The organism is Entomospira culicis (assembly GCF_028748145.1).
Lineage (GTDB): Bacteria > Spirochaetota > Spirochaetia > WRBN01 > WRBN01 > Entomospira > Entomospira culicis.
The window spans coordinates 307,987-326,690 of record NZ_CP118181.1 but is presented as its reverse complement, the minus strand read 5'-3'; the positions used below and the strand labels follow the sequence as shown (position 1 = coordinate 326,690).

Below are 18,704 nucleotides of genomic sequence, written 5' to 3'. Positions count from 1 at the left end.
TGCAAACCCTCCGGCCTCTGGAGGGTTCTCTCTTTAAAAACACGCTATTTACGAAATAACTTGATATTCTCTTCAATATACGCCACCGTCTCGGAAATCGGATCGTCTGAGGTAGAACGCCACAGCTCCTCTTCATCCCCCTTTTTATTATGATGCAAAATAATAAATTGTTTTTCAATATAATCATATACGACCCAGCCCTTACGATCCCACCCATTTTCTTTGGGAAAAACTAAATTATGATAATCTTTTGCGCCACTTTTAAACCAATATTCTACATGTAGATTCTGTTTAATAGCTGACGTATTCAATTCATCCTCTAATGCAGCCAAAAAAACACTGTGGCAATACCCACCACCCGTCTTTTTTGATAGTAAAAGAAATCGGTTAACATGTGTATAGAAATCTGCATACATATGCGTGGGATGTAAATGTCGAAATAATTGAGGGTATTTGACTAAACAGTACTGCCAATCATTTCTTTTCGTTGCTGGGTCAACTAGATGATTCTCAATGATGTCAGCTAATGACTTTTTCTGTAAAACATCTAACAAAGGTAACGTGTATTTTCGCTTAGCTTCATCGGCAAAGAGTGCACGTAAACTATTTGTTTCACGGGGATTAGTAGAATAAAACATATACTGAATGTATTCTGATGGACGATAATAACAATCATTACCAAAAGTAAGCAAAGCACTGCGTAATACATGCATCGCCTGCGCCTCTTGCTCCACACTATCCTTAAAGAGCTGGCTAAGGGTTGCCCAATACTTATTAAAGGTTGCCAAAGCCAACGCTTCGGGCTTATCTTTATCGCCGGCTAGGTAGAGTGCTGCGCGGATTTGCCCACCAAAGTATCGATGCTTTTCCGCCGCATAGATGGCTGTAGCAAAGGCTTCCTTCTCTGGATGGTGTAAGATAATGCTGGCCTTGATTCGCTCCTCTTTCACTTGCTCTTGATTCAACGCGCCAATTTTATGCTTACTATCACTGATGTACGCTAAAATACCATCCCAATGCTCGCTTAAATTTTTGATTTCAGCAAGCACATTACTAAAGGTTTTTACCCGCTCATCATCCTCGCGAAAAACCGTTGTGTAGCTATTGTAGACAAGGTTGTTCATCACGCGAAACCATTGATGCGCCAAACCATCAGCCCAAAGATCCACCGCTTTATCCTTAGCTTGTCGGGCGTACTCACTCAAGACAAAAAACATGTAGCGTCGCTCAATATTGATCTCTTCTTTTGGTAGAATGAAGGGATCGATTTTAGCATTCAACTTTTCGTCCTTATCCACCTTACACAAAAAGTTGAGCGTATGATAGAGCGTGGTGAGAAACGGCGCATCAATCTTGGCAAGCGTGGTCTCATTAGAAAGCGTATACCACCAATCTTTGTTGCCATAAGTATCAATCACGCCGTAGTTATGAAACAAGACCTCAAGGAAGCGCGCAAAATCTTCATCAAATTTCTCTTTAGAGCGAGACCAAAAGTAATCCGTCCAGATGCCGTCCATATTCTTTGTAAAATCATCCTTATCCAAATGCTCTTGAGCCTGTCCCACCAAGATAGCTTTAACATTCTCAAACGAGCTAAGCATCTTGCCACGGGCATTTAATTTGATATAGAGATCATCTGGTGAACCGATTTCGGCAATGGGCAGATAAAAGAAGTAGACCTTCCCAGACTCCAAGCCTGCGATCAACGTTTGTAAGTCGCTCTCCGCAAAATGTTTATGAATCGCATCCAGCATCACCAAGACCGACTGCACACTCGGATCGAATGCCCAATCATGCGAGAACCAATGACTATCTACAATCGCTTCACTTGGTGGAGCTTCGTGGTGCATATCGGCATGATGCTCAACCAGTTCCTTGAGGAATGCTTTAGAAGTTTCTCGGGTTTCATAACTGAATTTCTTCAATTTCTCCAAAGCTTCACTGTTGCCAGCTCGACTGTAAAGATAGAGATGCAATAGCCATACGGTGGTGAGGCGTTGTTGCCCATCGACAGGTAAAAAGCTATCGTTGACAGTTTTACCATAGATAAAGTTTAAATCCAAGGATTTATCATCATGCAAGAGCGCTTCTTTTAAATCGCTAAGAAATTTGTTACGGATAGAGTCAATCTTCTCACTCTCACGCCCTTGCGCGTAATCTCGCTGAATACGGGGGATCACCACCTCTTGCTTTGCTAATAACTCTAATAATGTCATACGCTGATTATCGCTCACTGTTTCGCTCCTTCTTTCGCCACTCTTTGTCAAAAAATGATTGTAAAATTACTTGCATTTTTTCGATATATTGCTTTTTATCTGCATCCGTCCACAGCTTCAACTCTCCCTCTTGTAGATCATCAGTATAGGCTTTAATAAAGATATTACGGGTAGCGGTGGGAATAAACTGCCCCGCTTGCTCTTTTTTAAGTAAAAATGCGCGTTTCTCGAGAAAAGGTTTATTACCATAAGCACGATTGGTAGTAGCATCAAGTAAGGTTAAGTTGTGGATACGATTATCAGCATCGCCTTCCCCATCCTTATCTGCGGTAGCGTGGATATGTTCAATATCCCAGTCCTCTTTTTTGTAGATGTCGAAGGGAAAACGATGTTGCTTATCCCCTTGAGCCACCAGCGTGGCGATATTGAAGAGCAATAATAAGTTAGCAATCGCTTTCTTATCGCCACTGCTACCATACTCGATCGCTTCAGGATTCTGTAGAAAGGTATCCACAAATTTTCGATTTTTCACTAAAGCCATCAAATCATCGATCTGCTGACTCTTCTTTTTACCATCAATTAAATCAAGAATTTTTTGAACCCCCGTACCCGTGGCAAGCAAATAACCAATAATATGATAATAATCTAAGTTATCATACCAGTAGTGCAACTGTGCATTTAGAAGTTTCACTTTCTTCCAGAGAGTCTCACGCAGTTGTGTTCGGTCTTTTTCTTCGCGAAAGAGCTCATCAAAAACATGAAAAGCATAGATGGGATCCTTTTGATCTGACTCGCGCTTATTCTTATCTTCCTGCCTTGCAATGATCTGAAAAAGAACATCCAGCCGTGTCTCATAGCTCTTGTTTACTCCATTAAAAAAGTACCAAAAGGCATCGTTCTCTAAGCCATGCTCAATCTCTTGCCAAGAGTTTGCCAAAGCTAGCTGTTCGCTCTCCATCGTGGTATTAGTATAGTTTTGATCACGAAAGAAGACACCCTTGATCAACTCGGCATTGGTTAGGGAAATTTTACCCATATTAACCCGCTGAAATAGCTCAATTTCGTAGGTGTTGTCGTCAATTTTATCGGTATTTTTCTCTATCTCGTACCAAATAAAAAAAGCCGAATTTTCTATTTTATCATTAAGTTCAGTCATGAGTTCTTCTCTTGGCTCAACTTGCTTATCAAAAAACTTATTCATCACATCATACGCTTGCCACATATAATGATAATCAATGTTATCATCCTTCTCATTCTTGGCTTGCTCATCGTCTTTTCCCAAACTTGCCAAAAAGTTCTTACTCTTCTCACGCGTCTCATACTCAATACTAAATCCTGACTCTGACTTAGATACTTGCCTAAAAATAGCGATAGTAGTGAGTCGCTGTTGCCCGTCAACTACGGTGTACGATCCATCGTTGCGTTTTTTCACAATCAGCGGTTGCAAGCAATATTGACCCTCAACCGCACCATTCTCCTTAGCATCCTTAAACTCAATCAGATCCCGTAATAAATCTTCCACCTGTTGCTTACCCCAACGATACCCACGCTGATAGGCCGGCACATAAAAGCGATAAGGTTTTCCATTGTCGCCTTTGCGCAAATCGCCAACGGTCTTTTTCCAACTAGTCTCCACAATGATTCCTCCATTCGCACTATTATAGCACGAGAATTTCTATCATGCAACAATAAAATGATAGATCTATCTATTTTATAACAAATAATCAGTAAAAGCCTACTTCTCCATATCAAAAAATTTGTTATATTGCTCAACAAGTTTAGAAATATGCCAGCGCTCTTGCATAAAGGTTAATAGATTTACACTTCGTTTAACAATCATTTCATCATGCCAATCTAAAGGATAATCGCTGGCTAACCGCTTGGCACTCCATGTATCTTTTTGATAAATCGCTAACTTCTCAGGATAAGATTTATTACTCGCCTCACTATTCTTCTCCAGCAACACGAGATTACCCAAGGCATGCAACAATCGATGCTGTGTCGCCTCATCATGATGAGCAAAATGCTGCTGCCAATAATCGATCTTCTCAAATGTTTGTGGGAAAATGTGTTCAATACTCACCTGCGATGATTTATCTTCATCAGCGGTTTTGGCTACCTTAGACCAAGAGATAATCTGCTCTACTCCTGCTTGCTCGGCTAAGGATAATTCATATTCATATAAAAAATAGCGTAAATCTGTCCATGCATAAAAACCATTTTTAAGCTTTCCGCTCCTTTTTTCAAAGAGAGTTTCTATTTTCTTTAAAAAATAATCTAGGTTAGCTACCATGCTTTGGGATAATTTCTCGCGATTCTCTCTCATTGCCTTTAACGAACCTTGGCGTGGATAATGAGATTGACTATAGCGATAAAGACGATAGGCATAGGTTTGAGCCCAACCAAAATCCCCAGAATCACCAAAATTACCTTGCAAAAAGATCCAACGCTCTACAGCTTGTAAAAAGGGAAGAAAAAAAGATCTCTCATGAGGATTATCTTGCACCTCAAAGAGCGTAACCGCCAATAATGCAACCAAAGAGGAGTTGTTACTCTCTCGCAAAATTGCTGCCAACCAACGCCTCTCTTGTGGAGTGATCATAATATGCTCAAATCGAGAGATCGTTACCGTAGCAAAATCATGCACCAATGCCCAATAACTAACCCATTCCGAGAGACTCCTTAAGTACTTTTCGATAAATTCTAAGGTTACATATTCACTAGATGACATTTTTGTAGGGAAGATCTTTTTTAACAAGCGATCTTGCCACCTTTCATCCTCACGCTCCCAAATAATCAAAAAGTGTGCCTCAAGGTATGCCTCTACCGTACCACTGCTCTCTTGATGATCTAAATAATGAAACAAGGTGTGCCATGTCTGATCAATCTTGGCTTGTAGCTGCTTAACTTGCTCGGAGGTTGCTTCTATTTTGGTAGAGAGGTGGATTAATCGACTCTTTAAAAGTTCGACGATGGTTAATGGCTTGCCTCGATTATTCATCGACTCAAAAAGAAGGTGCATATCTTGTTCCGCTGCCACCTCAAAGAGATTAAACACTAGCCCACTAGCTATTTTTTGCCACACTATCCGTTGCTCTGTTGGTAATCGTGATACGAATTGATTATGAAAAAATTGCCTAGCCTCCAGCATATTTTTCGCATAAAGACTTTCATAGCTAGTTGGTAGCTCTCGACTCTGAAGAATACTATGCCAAGTGTCATGCAACTCTTGTGTGGTCTTATGAATCTCATAATCAAAAAGAGCCAAAGAGTCGGTAGTTTGGAGATATTGATGCTCTTCTGCTAAAGATAAAACACCCAGTTCAGTCAACAAACTCATCATAATTAAGAGCGTGGTCAAGCGTTGCTGACCATCTACCAAATAATAAACAGCACGATCGCTCTCGTGTGCTAACCACGCTTGCTCAACTGCATTTGTCTGATAATGCTCTGCCTTAGCGAGGGTAAGTAGCCCCGTATAGTGTTTTTTATGCTCCAGCAACCCATCCAGATCATCCCAAAGATCCTGCCATTGCTCCTTCTGCCAAGCATAACCTCGCTGATACGGCGGAATACGTAAGAGTCGTTTTCCATTAAAAAGATCGGATATCTTCATTAAAATGCTTGCCATCGCGCCTCTCCTTTAAAGATGTTCGTGGTAGCCATGGCGTAAGAGAAAGTGTGCATAAGCTTGTGGGTTAGCCACGCGATCCATCGTGGTGTAAAAGTGTTGACAAATCTCGGCATGCTTTAACGGCTCTTGTTCAAGAATAATCCAATACGCACTTCCATAAAGATCTTCAGGATCAACAGCAATGTTTAGCTCTTGGGCAAGAGCAAAGCAGGCGATATCTTTATAGCGACGATTAAACTGGGCTAAATCGTGGGCAGCGTAGATGCGTGCATGAAAGCGGTGCCAAAACTTATCACTTTCATCATCGGTAATACTGCGGGGTAGCTCATACTCCTCATAAAAGAGATTGGTTAAACACTCCGATAGATCCCCAGTAAAATCTTGCTCTTTCTTATTCATCCAAGTATTCATATCTGATTCGCCCATCAGATAGTTAGTAACCTCATCCGAAATATCATGCAAACTACCTTTAATCTTAGGGAAACTCTTATCCTTAACCAAGTGGTGACGCACGGCAGCATAGCAATAATACCACTGTTGATCTGGGAAGGATTCGGCTTTTTCCCAATCAATAACATACTGATGCAATGCCTCAAAATGCTCTTCATTCGCCAAGTAGTGGGTATAGAGCTTGAATAAATTATGCTCACTCTCCACTGCCTTATTTAGCTCCAGCGAGGCGATGGCATCCACAACCGCCATCTTTTGCGTAAAAATTTTATCAAATAATACCACGTTTTTATCAAAGGCAATATCCGCATCAAAGTCAATACCCTCTGGCTCATCCGCCCAAACATACCATAAAAAAGCGCCGGCAAGTACCTCAGTCTTATTAATCTTGTAGCGTTTCTTAAAGATAGCCACCCAATCAATGCCTTGCACCTTCTCTAACTCATGCATCATTTCATCCATTTTTGTCATACGTTATCCTCCATTCGTACCAGTATAGCACAAAAATTTCTACCTTTCAATAACAAAATAATAAAAATTTATCAGCCAACAAACCACGCCTCTAACCCTTGTGCTTTTATGCCGAATTTGGTAGAATAAAGTACCTTTTTCTAACGGAGTAAACAATGGCACAGATGAGAAATATCGGGATTATGGCGCACGTGGATGCCGGCAAGACCACCGTGAGTGAGCGCATTCTCTTTTATACGGGCAAGAGTAGACGCATCGGCGATGTGGATGACGGCACCACCCAGATGGATTGGATGGAGCAAGAGCAACAGCGTGGCATCACCATTCAGAGCGCGGCGACGACCTGTTTTTGGCACAATACCCAGATCAACCTCATCGACACCCCAGGCCACGTCGACTTTACTGCCGAAGTAGAGCGCTCGCTTCGCGTACTCGATGGCGCTGTCGCCGTATTCTGTGCCGTTGGTGGCGTGCAACCCCAAAGTGAGACCGTCTGGCGACAGGCAAACAAGTATCACGTGCCACGCATCGCCTTCATTAACAAGCTCGATCGCACCGGTGCCAACTATCTCCATGTATTAAAGCAGATCGAAGAAAAGCTCCACACCAAACCACTGGCACTGCAACTGCCCATCTATCAACAAGAAGAGTTACTCGGTCTCATCGATCTCATTACCATGCAGTATCTGCAATTTGACGAATCCTCACAGGGGGCAACGGTAATCAGCTCCCCCATTCCGAGCGAACACCTCGAGCAAGCCCAAGAGGCGCGAGATCAAATGCTTGATACCCTCTCTACCTATAGCGAAGAGCTTATTACGCTCTTGCTAGAAGAGGCCGAGATTCCACAAGATCTTATTCTTAGCGAGCTTCGCCGTCTTACGATTGCACGCGAGCTTACCCCCGTATTGATGGGCAGTGCCCTTAAAAACAAGGGCGTGCAACCGCTTTTGGATGCCGTTACCCACTTCCTGCCCGATCCCTTTGAGCTTGGCGACGTGCCAGCTAAATTGGTCAGTAAGAATAAACGCGAAGAGATTGCTATTTCGCGTCTTTCTACCAAGGATTTTGTCGCATTGATCTTTAAAATTCAGCAAGACAAAGAGAGCGGGGCGCTCTGTTATGCGAGGGTCTATGCCGGTAGCATTAAGAGCGGTACGATGGTGCTCAACGTGGGCAAGGAGAAGAAAGAGCGTATTGGCAAACTCTACCGCATGCACGCGCGCACGCCCGAGCAGATCAATGAACTAAAAGCCGGCGATGTCGGTGTGATTCAGGGCTTTAAACTCGCGCAGACGGGAGATACCATCACCGATGGCTTAAACGTAGTCCTCGAATCGATTGACTTTCCCGAGCCAGTCATCTCCATCGCTATTGAGCCAAAGAGCCTTGCCGATCTCGATAAACTCAAAGAGGTAATGACGCTACTCCAACGCGAAGATCCGACCTTCCTCCTTAAAGAGAATAGTGAGACGGGGCAATTGTTGATTAGTGGCATGGGGGAGCTCCATCTCGATGTCCTCACCACGCGAGCGAGGGATGACTTTAAAGCACAATTTAATGTCGGTAAACCACAAGTTAGCTATCGTGAAAGCATTGAAGGCAGTGCCACCCTCACCGAGACCTTCGATCGCCCAATTAACGGCAAAGAGTCCTTCGCTGGTCTCACCCTCCACGTAGCACCTAACGAGCGCGGCGCTGGTAATCGCATCACCAATGAGCTAGCCAAAACCCTACCCGATGAACTTCAACAAGCGATCATTCGTGGGATTGAAGCTTCGCTTGCTTCGGGTATCGTGATGGGCTACGCCTGCTTGGATATCCACGTCACCATCCAGAGTGTGCAATACAATGAGGAGCTTGCCCACGAAGTTGCCTATCAAAGTTTAGGTGCGATACTCACCGAAAAAGCCTGTACCGAGGCCAATCCGATCCTCTTGGAACCTGTGATGGCGGTGATCATCGAGGTGCCTAACGACTATGTGGGCGAGGTCATTAGCAAACTCACGACGCGTGGCGGTATTGTAATGGGGGTAGATATGCAGGATAATATTCAGTTGCTCGACGTGCAAGCTCCGCTCACCAAGATGTTTGGCTACAGCACCGAGTTACGTAGTCAGAGCCAAGGGCGCGCCTCCTTCTCGATGAAATTTTCCCACTATGAGAAGAAGACAAACTAGAACAAAACTTCCCCGTATCTCTTACATTATAATATAGACGATACGGGGTATCTTTTTGTTGAAAATACTACGCTTTAGGTAAGCTTTGCATATACTCATGCATGGCCTTTGCAACCACTTTACTATGGGCTACCGCCTCTACCACGGTGCGTGCGCCACGTACCACGTCGCCTGAGGCAAATACTCCCGCGCGTGAGGTGTGCCCTAAGTCATCGGTGGTGAGCAAGCCACGCTGGTTTGCCTCTAGCCCCTTGGTGGTTTTTACTAAGTTATTCTGAGGACCTTGACTAATCGAAACGATCACGCTATCGGCAAGATGAAGCGCTTGCGTGCCGGCAACATCAATAAAATCACCTGCCTCATCTTGGGTTACATCGATAAAGATAACCCCTTCATCCGTGATCTCTACAGGACGCTTATTGTAAGCAAAATGAACGCCCTCCAGCTGTGCATAGCTAAATTCGTAATGACTGGCCGCTACCTCAGAGGTGATAGAGAAGCACGTGAGGTGTTCTACGCCCTTACGCAACGCCGTGCGTGCCACATCCATGGCAGCATTACCAGCACCAATCACGATAACTCGTTTACCCAACCTAAAGCTATCCGGACTATTGAGATAATTAATGCCATAATGCACATGACCAAAGGTCTCGCCCTTAATTTTGAGCGCATTTGGCTTCCAGACACCCGTACCCACAAAGATCGCTTTGTAGCCATCGTTAAAGAGATCATCCAGACCGATAGCCCCACCGATCAAGGTGTTAGGGCGAATTTTTACCCCGCGGTCAATGAGTTGGCGCTGTTCAATATTCTCCAATATCGAGTGTGGCAATCTAAATGCAGGAATCCCATAGCGCAAAACGCCACCGATCTTCTCTTTACTCTCAAAAATTGTCACTTGATAGCCCATCTGTGAAAGAATAATGGCGATGGTAATGCCCGCTGGGCCAGAGCCGATAATCCCCACGCGAATACCATTACTAGGCGCAGGGACTACTTGCATTTTTTGACTATAAAGATCAGAAATATAATGTTCAATAGTAGAAAAGTGCACCGGCACGCCCTTATGATTGAGCACACAACTGCCCTCACATTGGCTCTCGTGGTCGCAAACTAGACTACAGACCAATGATAAGGGATTATTATCAAAGAGCAACTTCCCCGCCTCATCTAACTTATTCTCTTTAAAAAGACGAATCACCTCAGGAATATTGGTACGAATCGGGCAACCATCTTTTTCTGGTTTAGTGGGATTACCGTCGCGACAAAAAGGTTTTTTACACTGCAAACAACGATTCGCCTCATCCATCACATGTAAAGCCATAAGAATATTCTCCTTCAATCATGAGCTATTTCTATAACTATACATCAAAAAATCAAAAAAATCTACCAGAAAATAGACCCGATGCCATCTATACACAAAAAATATTTTATTGTATAATCATAGAGAAGTTTCTAAGAGAAAAACGAACCGCGATCTACATAAAAGGAAAATCTTCATGCAAAAACAACCACACAAATCAAATTTTTGGGGCTACTTTCAGAGCCTAGGCAAAACCTTCATGTTACCCGTCTCCCTCTTGGCGGCGATGGGCTTATTATTGGGGATTGGCTCGGCCTTTACCTCTAGCGACATGCTCGCACGTTTCCCCCTCTTAAGTAGCCTGCCCATGCGCTATCTCTTTGGCTACATGAGCCAGATTGGTGGGCTTGCCTTTAGTAATTTAAGCATTATGTTTGCCATCGCTATTCCGTTAGGGCTAAGCCGACAAGAGAAAGGCGTCGCAGCCTTTGCCGGCTTTGTTGGCTTTATGGCGATGCATCTGGGAACGAACTTTGCGCTCCAGTTTCACCAAATGATTCCAAGCGATCCAACACTCTATCGATCTTTAGGACAGAGTACGATCATGGGCATCCACACCATCGATACGGGCGTATTAGGCGGTATTATGGTTGGTGCAATTGTGGCAAGATTACACACGCGCTTTTATACCATCAAACTTCCCGATGCCTTCGCCTTCTTTGGTGGGCCGCGCTTTGTCCCCATTATTAGTGCATTGGTGGCCTCGGTGATGGGTTTGATTGTCCCATTTATCTGGCCATTCTTTAGTAACGCGATTGTCGCCTTGGGCGGGTTAATCCAAAAATCGGGTATCTTTGCCCCGATGGTCTTTTTTACCAGCGAGCGCTTGTTGATTCCGATTGGATTGCATCATATTTTGGTTGCGATGGTGCGCTTTACCGAAATCGGTGGCAGTGAACTAGTTGGCGACCAAATGGTTCATGGGGCGCTTAATATCTTTTACGCGCAAATCCGCGATGGGTATGAGATTTCCGCTAGTGCCACGCAATTTTTATCACAAGGCAAGATGCCTTCATTCCTCTTTGGGCTACCTGCCGTAACATTAGCGATGTACCACACTGCGTTCAAAGAGAATCGCCCCGTCATAAAAAGTCTCTTTCTCTCTGGCGTTATCGCCTCGGTGGTGGGGGGTATTACCGAGCCTATCGAATTTTTATTCTTGTTCATTAGCCCGATGCTCTTTCTCTTCCACGCCATCATGACCGGGCTTGGCGCAATGGTGGTCGCCTTATTGGGTATCCGCATTGGCAACACCGACGGTAATCTTATTGATCTGGTTATTTACGGCGTCTTGCAAGGCAACGATACCCGTTGGTGGCTCATTTTGGTGATAGGCCCGATCTGGGGAGTGCTTTACTACGTCGTCTTTCGCATGGTGATTAGGAAAAAGAATCTCAAAACCCCCGGACGGGAGATCATAGAGAGCCCAGAGGCTACCCAAGATGATCCCCTAGGCGATGGCGCCAATAGCAGAGCGCAACTCTACTTGAATGCGTTGGGGGGAAGAGAAAATATCCTCTCGTTGGACAACTGCATTACGCGCCTTCGCCTAGAAATTCACGATGCTAAATTGGTCGATGATGCCCAGCTCAAACGGTTAGGCGCAACCGGTGTGATTCACGTGGGGGATCAAGCCTTACAAGTGATCATTGGGCCGCAAGTTCACCTCTTACGTCAAGAGATTGATAAACTACTATAAAAGGAATCCATTATGCCCTATGATTTTACTACATTCATCGATCGTCGTGGCACCTACTCCACCCAGTGGGACTTTGTGCAAGATCGTTTTGGTAAGGCAAATCTCCTGCCCTTCACCATCAGCGACATGGATTTTGCCATCGCACCGGAGATCCAACAGGCCTTAGAGAAGCATGTAACCCATGGCATCTTTGGCTATAGTCGATGGAACCATGCCGACTTTAAAGAGGCTATCGCCTTGTGGTTTAGCAAGCGATTCACCACGACCATCGATCCTAATACGATCGCGTACAGCCCCTCGATCATCTACAGTTGCGCACAATTTATCGATTTATACACGCAGGAAGGCGACGGCGTTGTCGTGCAAACGCCCTGCTACGACGCCTTTATTCCGCTCATTGAAGGGCGTAATCGCCACTTAATCGCGAACCCATTACGCTTTGACGGCACGACTTATCACCTTGATCTAATCGATTTAGCAGAGAAACTCCCTCGTGCCAAAGCCATCTTATTATGTAATCCACATAACCCCACCGGGATCATCTTTAGTCCAGAGGAACTAAGCCAAATCGTCGCACTTGCTAGGCAACACGACGTGGCCATTATCAGCGATGAGGCGCATATGGACTTAGTTTTTTCGCCCCATCAACACACCCCCATCTGTGCCGTGTGGGGCGATTACCCTAAAGTCGTCCTCGCCACCAGTACCGCCAAAGGCTTTAATCTCGCATCGCTAGGGGGATCGTATCTCCTAAGTAATGACCCAACCATCAAAGAGCGCTTCAATCAACAACTCAAGCGCGACGGACTCTCCTCACCACCCATTCTGGCCATCCTCGCAACCATCAGCGCCTATCATCAAGCAGAGGCTTGGCTAGAAGCACTCCTTACACAACTAGAGAGAAATCGCGCGCTGCTAAATGATTTTTTTACCCAACACTTACCACAATTACAGTTACATCCAAGCGTGGCAACCTACTTTGCTTGGATAGACATTTCAAGCCTTCATCTCTCATCAGCTGAAGTGCAACAACGCCTCATCAATCATGGGTTGGCCATCATGAAAGGAGAGACCTATCGCCAAGAGAGTCCGCTCTTTTTGCGTATGAATATCGCCTGTCCGCCAAGTAAAATTCACCAGTCGCTCATACAAATGCATCAGGCTTTTGGTTAAATATCACTTGTCGTCGATTGTAATGATAATAAATTATCAAAAAATACTTGACGAAATATCATTTTAACCTATAAATTGATATTAAGATTTATCCAAAAGGAGCTTATTATGAACAAAATTGTTCAATTACTAGCATTGACAGTGCTAGTAAGTACACCACTCACTGCCCAGGTAGAGCTAAAAGTAAATGAAGCCAAACAGAATGCCTACACGCTCTTCACTGACAAGGACGCAATTCATGGCAAAAGTATTCACCGCATTATGAGTGCCACCGTTACCGAGCACATCGGTAAAGGCAAAACGCGTCAAAGCTTCAGAACTGATATCGACGTGGCTATGATACGCACCAAAAAGAGCACTCTCTACCAAATAAAATTTTCCAGTGAAAACCCCGCGCTCAGAGGGGATGTTGATGGCTTAATCTTGCTAATAGATGATAAGTCTACCACGCTTGATACCAAGTATTACGAGCATAGAACCTACACCCAAGAGAAACAGACATACACAAGGTACATATCTACCTTTTTAGTAGATAAAAAGGTGATAGAAAGCATGCTTGTCGCGCGCAATAATATCCGCTTTACGCCCGTCTCTTCCTCTCTTCCTAATAATCAAGCGACAACCGTTGTCAATGGAGCGGAAAATTTACGTAACTTTAAAGACAGTTTACGGCTGATTATTAGCAACGATGTGATTAAAGACGTTCGAGGTGAACCCTTTACTCTGTAAGTTTATGGCTACGGGGTTATTCCCGTAGCCATATATTATCTAAATTCTCTCTTTGATAACAACCAGAAGAGTCCCAAACTCATCAGTCCCAGTCCCCCTATTCCCAGCGATCCCCAGAGGTAGAGAGTATTGGCCGATGCGTTATCCCATCTTGCAAAGAGATAGACACTGACCCACGGCAACAAGAGATCGGGCAAGTAGCCAACAAACGATATCATGCCGATCATGCGACCCAAATAGCGCTTGTCTACCCGAATATAATGCAATAACGACCAATAGACCCCACGGATCATCGCATTAGTTAAGCTCACTGCAATTACCACGACAACCACGAGCGTTGTCTTCTTTAGCACTGTCAGTAAAAGGATAAGCCCCAGCATCGAGCCGACCATCGCAATCAGCAAGATCATCGGCTTTGCCCAGCGATCGGCAAGAAATCCGCCTAACATCGATCCCACCAGACGCATCCACAGCGCCAGCGAAATCCAACGCATCACCAAGCCACTATCTAGCGCAAAATTGACCGACAACAACCCATAAAAAGAGAATCCCGTAAAAAAGAGCGTATACCCACTAAAGATAATCGCACTCATCAAAAGCATCAGGGTGCGACTTTGCCTATCCAGCTTCCAAACAAACCACCCTCGCTCTTTATCCCTCGGAGCTGCTTTATCCACCCTCTCTACGCGAACTTCATCTTGTAAAAAAAGCACGACAAGTACCGCAAGCCCTAGTTGCAGTGTACTAAAATAGAGAAAAACCGATCGCATACCTGCCTCTTGATGCGCTAAGGAGTGCGTCTCTGCACGCACCATCCATTGGTAAAGAATTGTCGCAACCGTGGCAAAGAGTGCTTCAAATCCGCCCCTTCCGCCATCTAATAGACCAAAAATTCGCCCCTCATTGCGTGCGTTACTCAATAATTTGGCACTACGCATGTGTGCACTCCAAAAGAGAAAGACCGCGCTAAATCCCAAGCCCACATAGAGCCAGCGTGCAATAGCATAAGGCGGTAGCGTCGCCAAACCCGCACTCAATAGCGCTGTCGACGTCAACGCAATCATAATCAATCGCTTCACCGAAAAGCGATCGGCAAGCCAACCACTAGGCAAATAGCCAAGCACAATCGCCAAACCCATCCACGCATACAAGGCGTTCAACTGTGCCACGCTTATCTTCAACGTAGACTCTAAAACCTCCTGAAAATTCGCGCGCAAATAGATCAAGCGAAAGATCGCCCCCGCACTCATCGCCAACAATAATAACTGTCCATATACCCCAAAAGTCGCCCGCGTTTGCTTCAACACAGCCACCTCACTCATGCGTATTTTCTCTAATATGTCGACATGTTCACGCCGATAATCAAAACGATACGCATAAAAATCGTATCAAACGACAAAGAGAATCAATCATCACCAAGGATTTTATTCATGACTAACCAAAAAGTGCTCTATCCCTTAACCAACCCCATCAAAAGTTACGCATGGGGGCATCGTGATACGCTACCTGCCCTCCTGCATTACAACAATCCAAACAAGAGTCCGCAAGCCGAACTCTGGATGGGCGCCCACCCACAATCACCCAGTACGACCATCCATCAAGATCAATCAATCCCTCTTCCTGATCTTCTAGCCCTCGATCCAACCCACTTTTTAGGCGACAATCATGGAACAAGCCTTCCCTTTCTCTTCAAGATCTTAGCCATTAAAGATCCGCTCTCTCTCCAAGTGCACCCCGAAAAAGCCCTGGCCGAAGCGGGATTTATTCAGGAAAATCTCCAACATATCCCCCTAGACGATGCCAAGCGTACCTACAAAGATAGCAACGACAAGACCGAAATGCTCTATGCCTACAGCGATGACGTCTGGGCATTAGTCGGGTTTCGGCCTTATGCCGATACCATCAGCGATCTTCAAGCCATCGCAAGCCCAACACTGCAGACGCTCCTTCTCCCATTCAGCCAAAACCCTAGCCCACACACCTTAGAGCAATTCCTCGTTGCCCTCCTCACCGCCGAGGCTTCACACAAAAATCAGATCCTTCATGATATTCTCATCCATAAAGCAAGCCTTCCCATCCTAAACGATCGGTGGCAGTGGCTTAGCACCCTCCATCAACACTATCCGCAAGATATCGCCATTTTAGCGCCGCTCTACATGAATCTTCTGCATCTACCTAAAGGAGATGCGCTCTTTGTGCCTAGCGGGACACTGCATGCTTATTTGCAAGGCACAGGTATCGAAATTATGGCAGCTAGCGATAATGTCGTGCGCTTTGGGCTCACCGAAAAATACGTCGACCTCGCCAGCCTTAGCCGTGTTGTTACCTTTGATGCGCAAAAACCCCACATCTTACCCGCCAGCCACAATCAACCATTTAGCACCCCACCGTGTAGCTTTACCTTTACGCATATGACAAAAGATCAATCCTATACGCTTCCTGCTAACAATCCAGCACAAATCATTTTAGTCTTAAATGGATCTGCGACAATCACCAATCCGATCCTACATATTAGCTATGCATTAAATGCAGGTCAATCTATCTTTATTCCTTACAATGCAGGAAGTTACCACATAGAGCATCATGGGGAGCTCTTTATCGCTACAACCTACACCTAAATAAAAAAGAGGAGCCATCTTCATCGATCGCTCCTCTTTGTATCCATTTGTGTTGGTTACATCTCTTTGCGAGGCTTCAAGAAGTTACGCAACAGCTTACTCATGCCACCACCCTCTTTATAGTCAACGTTCTCTAAGCGCGAGACCAAGTGCATCACACACTCCGAAGGTCGAGAGGCTGGATCGAGCACCAAAAAAGGCACTTGTCGGCGCACTGCCTGACTGACAATCGGGTCGTCATAGACATAGCCAAGATAATCAACTTTTAAATTGAGAAACTGGCTAGCAATGCTAATGACTCGCTGTTGCACCTTTTTGGCCTCGGTAACGCTCTGCGCCCGATTAACAATAAGCTTAAGGCTCATCTCTTGACTATCAATTTCGGTGCTCATAATCTTAATAAGACCATAAGCATCGGTAATCGAGGTAGGTTCAGGTGTGATGACAATCAGCACGTCATCGGCAGCCTCAATAAAGCTCAAGACGTTGCTAGAGACCCCCGCCGAGGTGTCGATAATGACGATATCGGCGTAGCTTAGCTCCTGAAGCTCCTCAATAAATTCTTTGCGCTCATCATCCTCAAGATTTGCAATCTTAGCAAAGCCCGAGGCACCGGCAACAATTTGAATACCATAATTGGTGTCCAAAATGATCTCACGCATGCTCTTTTGCTTGCGCACCACGTGATAGAGGTTATACTTAGGGATAACGCCCATCACCACATTCACGTTAGCAAGCCCTAAGTCCGCGTCTAAAACAACGACTTTTTTCTTTAGTTTGGCATAAGCAATCGCCAAATTAATGGAGATATTTGTCTTACCAACCCCGCCCTTGCCCGATGCCACCGCAATAATACGCGTCTTCTTCTCCCGCGAGGGGCGCATCTCTTTCATAAGTTCTCGTAAACCTTCAGCCTGATCTGCCATGCTCGTCCTCTATCTATTCCTCTCTTCAGCTTTTTCAATCATTCTATCTAACACCTCATCCGAAAATCCCATCATCCGCTCCCAAATACGCGCCACGCTACCACTCTTGATATTAGCCGGCAAAACCTCTTGCCCCGTCGTAATAAAGGCAATGGGCACGCGCTTTTCAATAATAGGAGAGAGCACCGAACCAATTTTACGCGTCTCGTCCATCTTGGTGATGATGACCGACTTGTAGCCAAAAATAACAAATCGACTCAAAATCTCCCGAATATCGCTCTCCTTCGTCGTCGCGCTCACTGCCACATGAATATCGGCATTGCGCGTTACCTCCAAAATCTTCTGCACCTCGGCTAGCTTTACCGTATCACGCGGGCTGTTTCCCGTGGTGTCGATAAAGACATAATCCGCATCTTTAGCCTGTTGCAACGCGTTCTTTAACTCCTCGGCGTCATAGATAGTGGCGGGTTCCACTCCCAAAATCTCTCCATAAGCACCCAGTTGCTCCTTGGCTCCCACACGATAAATATCCATATTAAAGAGCCGGATATCCAAAGGCACATCGCGCGAACCATAACGCGTAAGCGCAAGCGTTGCCATCTTTACCAGACTCGTCGTCTTTCCCACGCCAGTTGGCCCTACTAAGACAATGACCCGCGTACCACTTTTAGGCAACTCACGCGCAAAAGAGAGCTTATTCGCTATCTCTTGCAAAATTGCCTCTTCTACTAACGCAAAATCGTCCAGTTCGCCTAAACTAAAATCCTTCTTGATCGCCTCGATCAAACTATCGGCAAAAAAGGGTGAAAAATCATTATCCTCAATTAAAATTGATCGAATTCTTTGCAAAGATGGATGTCCGTTCTCCTCTTGCACCGTAGGAGTGCGTAGAGAATTTTTTTCGACATGGTGCTCCAGCGTCTCCATTTTCTGGAGCAAGGTCTGCATCACCTTGGAAAGATCGTTCTCCCGCTTAACCTGCTCGGCGATACGGGTGGCTTCACGAATCTCTTCGGCCTTTTTCTCGATGATTTGACGTCTGGAGTCGGGCTCTTCCTCCATGATGTAGGCCTCTACTTGCACGACTTCGCGTCCACCTAAGCCTAAAATACCACCTTCGGTTTTGTATCGATGCGTTACCGATAAAATCCGCGATCCATACTTTTGGTTGAGCTTGGCTAACGCCTCATCTAGCGTATCAGCTGTTTCAATTACACTAATCGTTGTCCGCATACTCCCTCTAAC

Annotated in this window: 13 protein-coding genes; 5 read left to right on the top strand and 8 right to left on the bottom strand. The window is 45.2% G+C overall.

The window, feature by feature from the left end:
• Window positions 1-44 precede the first annotated feature (44 nt).
• The 4 genes from PVA46_RS01535 to PVA46_RS01520 form a co-directional block, all read right to left on the bottom strand.
• Window positions 45-2,234: a DUF262 domain-containing protein gene (locus PVA46_RS01535; RefSeq protein ID WP_167695018.1), complete on the bottom strand. Its 2,190-nt coding sequence runs from the start codon at window positions 2,232-2,234 to the stop codon at window positions 45-47.
• Complete coding sequence (locus tag PVA46_RS01530; protein WP_167695017.1) at window positions 2,224-3,852, bottom strand: DUF262 domain-containing protein; 1,629 nt, start codon at window positions 3,850-3,852, stop codon at window positions 2,224-2,226. The genes PVA46_RS01535 and PVA46_RS01530 overlap by 11 nt, the downstream gene beginning before the upstream one ends.
• Before the next feature lie 99 nt (window positions 3,853-3,951).
• Window positions 3,952-5,847: a DUF262 domain-containing protein gene (locus PVA46_RS01525; RefSeq protein WP_167695016.1), complete on the bottom strand. Its 1,896-nt coding sequence runs from the start codon at window positions 5,845-5,847 to the stop codon at window positions 3,952-3,954.
• Between the two features lie 12 nt (window positions 5,848-5,859).
• Window positions 5,860-6,771: a hypothetical protein gene (locus PVA46_RS01520; protein WP_167695015.1), complete on the bottom strand. Its 912-nt coding sequence runs from the start codon at window positions 6,769-6,771 to the stop codon at window positions 5,860-5,862.
• 155 nt (window positions 6,772-6,926) lie between these two features.
• Between PVA46_RS01520 and fusA the strand changes: the two genes are divergently transcribed.
• Window positions 6,927-8,951, top strand: a complete 2,025-nt coding sequence (gene fusA, locus PVA46_RS01515; protein ID WP_167695014.1) for an elongation factor G — start codon at window positions 6,927-6,929, stop codon at window positions 8,949-8,951.
• 67 nt (window positions 8,952-9,018) lie between these two features.
• Here fusA and PVA46_RS01510 read toward each other — a convergent pair whose 3' ends face one another.
• The gene (locus PVA46_RS01510) at window positions 9,019-10,275 is read right to left on the bottom strand and encodes an NAD(P)-dependent oxidoreductase (protein ID WP_167695013.1); all 1,257 of its coding nucleotides are present in this window, start codon (window positions 10,273-10,275) and stop codon (window positions 9,019-9,021) included.
• 175 nt (window positions 10,276-10,450) lie between these two features.
• On the opposite strand from PVA46_RS01510, the gene malX reads away from it, so the two are divergent.
• From malX to PVA46_RS01495, 3 genes are all read left to right on the top strand, one after another.
• A complete protein-coding gene (gene malX, locus PVA46_RS01505) occupies window positions 10,451-12,013 on the top strand; it encodes a maltose/glucose-specific PTS transporter subunit IIBC (RefSeq protein ID WP_167695012.1) in 1,563 nt (520 codons plus the stop codon).
• Window positions 12,014-12,025: 12 nt separating this feature from the next.
• Window positions 12,026-13,186, top strand: coding sequence for a MalY/PatB family protein (locus tag PVA46_RS01500; RefSeq protein WP_167695011.1), 1,161 nt, complete (start codon window positions 12,026-12,028; stop codon window positions 13,184-13,186).
• Between the two features lie 108 nt (window positions 13,187-13,294).
• A complete protein-coding gene (locus tag PVA46_RS01495; protein ID WP_167695010.1) occupies window positions 13,295-13,915 on the top strand; it encodes a hypothetical protein in 621 nt (206 codons plus the stop codon).
• A gap of 35 nt (window positions 13,916-13,950) precedes the next feature.
• On the opposite strand, the gene PVA46_RS01490 is transcribed toward PVA46_RS01495, so the two are convergent.
• The gene (locus PVA46_RS01490) at window positions 13,951-15,237 is read right to left on the bottom strand and encodes an MFS transporter (protein ID WP_167695009.1); all 1,287 of its coding nucleotides are present in this window, start codon (window positions 15,235-15,237) and stop codon (window positions 13,951-13,953) included.
• A 108-nt stretch (window positions 15,238-15,345) separates the two neighbouring features.
• Here PVA46_RS01490 and manA point away from each other — a divergent pair, with 108 nt between their 5' ends.
• A complete protein-coding gene (gene manA, locus PVA46_RS01485; protein WP_167695008.1) occupies window positions 15,346-16,533 on the top strand; it encodes a mannose-6-phosphate isomerase, class I in 1,188 nt (395 codons plus the stop codon).
• 56 nt (window positions 16,534-16,589) lie between these two features.
• On the opposite strand, the gene PVA46_RS01480 is transcribed toward manA, so the two are convergent.
• Entirely contained in the window at window positions 16,590-17,459 is an 870-nt protein-coding gene (locus PVA46_RS01480; RefSeq protein ID WP_167695007.1) for a MinD/ParA family protein, read from the bottom strand.
• A 9-nt stretch (window positions 17,460-17,468) separates the two neighbouring features.
• On the bottom strand, window positions 17,469-18,692 hold the full coding sequence (locus PVA46_RS01475; protein ID WP_167695006.1) for a flagellar biosynthesis protein FlhF: 1,224 nt from the start codon (window positions 18,690-18,692) through the stop codon (window positions 17,469-17,471).
• Window positions 18,693-18,704: the final 12 nt, after the last annotated feature.

Coding starts and splice junctions, on each gene's coding strand:
- PVA46_RS01525 (WP_167695016.1), bottom strand. CDS start 5,847: ATGGCAAGCATTTTAATGAAGATATCCGATCTTTTTAATGGAAAACGA.
- PVA46_RS01520 (WP_167695015.1), bottom strand. CDS start 6,771: ATGACAAAAATGGATGAAATGATGCATGAGTTAGAGAAGGTGCAAGGC.
- fusA (WP_167695014.1), top strand. CDS start 6,927: ATGGCACAGATGAGAAATATCGGGATTATGGCGCACGTGGATGCCGGC.
- PVA46_RS01510 (WP_167695013.1), bottom strand. CDS start 10,275: ATGGCTTTACATGTGATGGATGAGGCGAATCGTTGTTTGCAGTGTAAA.
- malX (WP_167695012.1), top strand. CDS start 10,451: ATGCAAAAACAACCACACAAATCAAATTTTTGGGGCTACTTTCAGAGC.
- PVA46_RS01500 (WP_167695011.1), top strand. CDS start 12,026: ATGCCCTATGATTTTACTACATTCATCGATCGTCGTGGCACCTACTCC.
- PVA46_RS01495 (WP_167695010.1), top strand. CDS start 13,295: ATGAACAAAATTGTTCAATTACTAGCATTGACAGTGCTAGTAAGTACA.
- PVA46_RS01490 (WP_167695009.1), bottom strand. CDS start 15,237: ATGAGTGAGGTGGCTGTGTTGAAGCAAACGCGGGCGACTTTTGGGGTA.
- manA (WP_167695008.1), top strand. CDS start 15,346: ATGACTAACCAAAAAGTGCTCTATCCCTTAACCAACCCCATCAAAAGT.
- PVA46_RS01480 (WP_167695007.1), bottom strand. CDS start 17,459: ATGGCAGATCAGGCTGAAGGTTTACGAGAACTTATGAAAGAGATGCGC.
- PVA46_RS01475 (WP_167695006.1), bottom strand. CDS start 18,692: ATGCGGACAACGATTAGTGTAATTGAAACAGCTGATACGCTAGATGAG.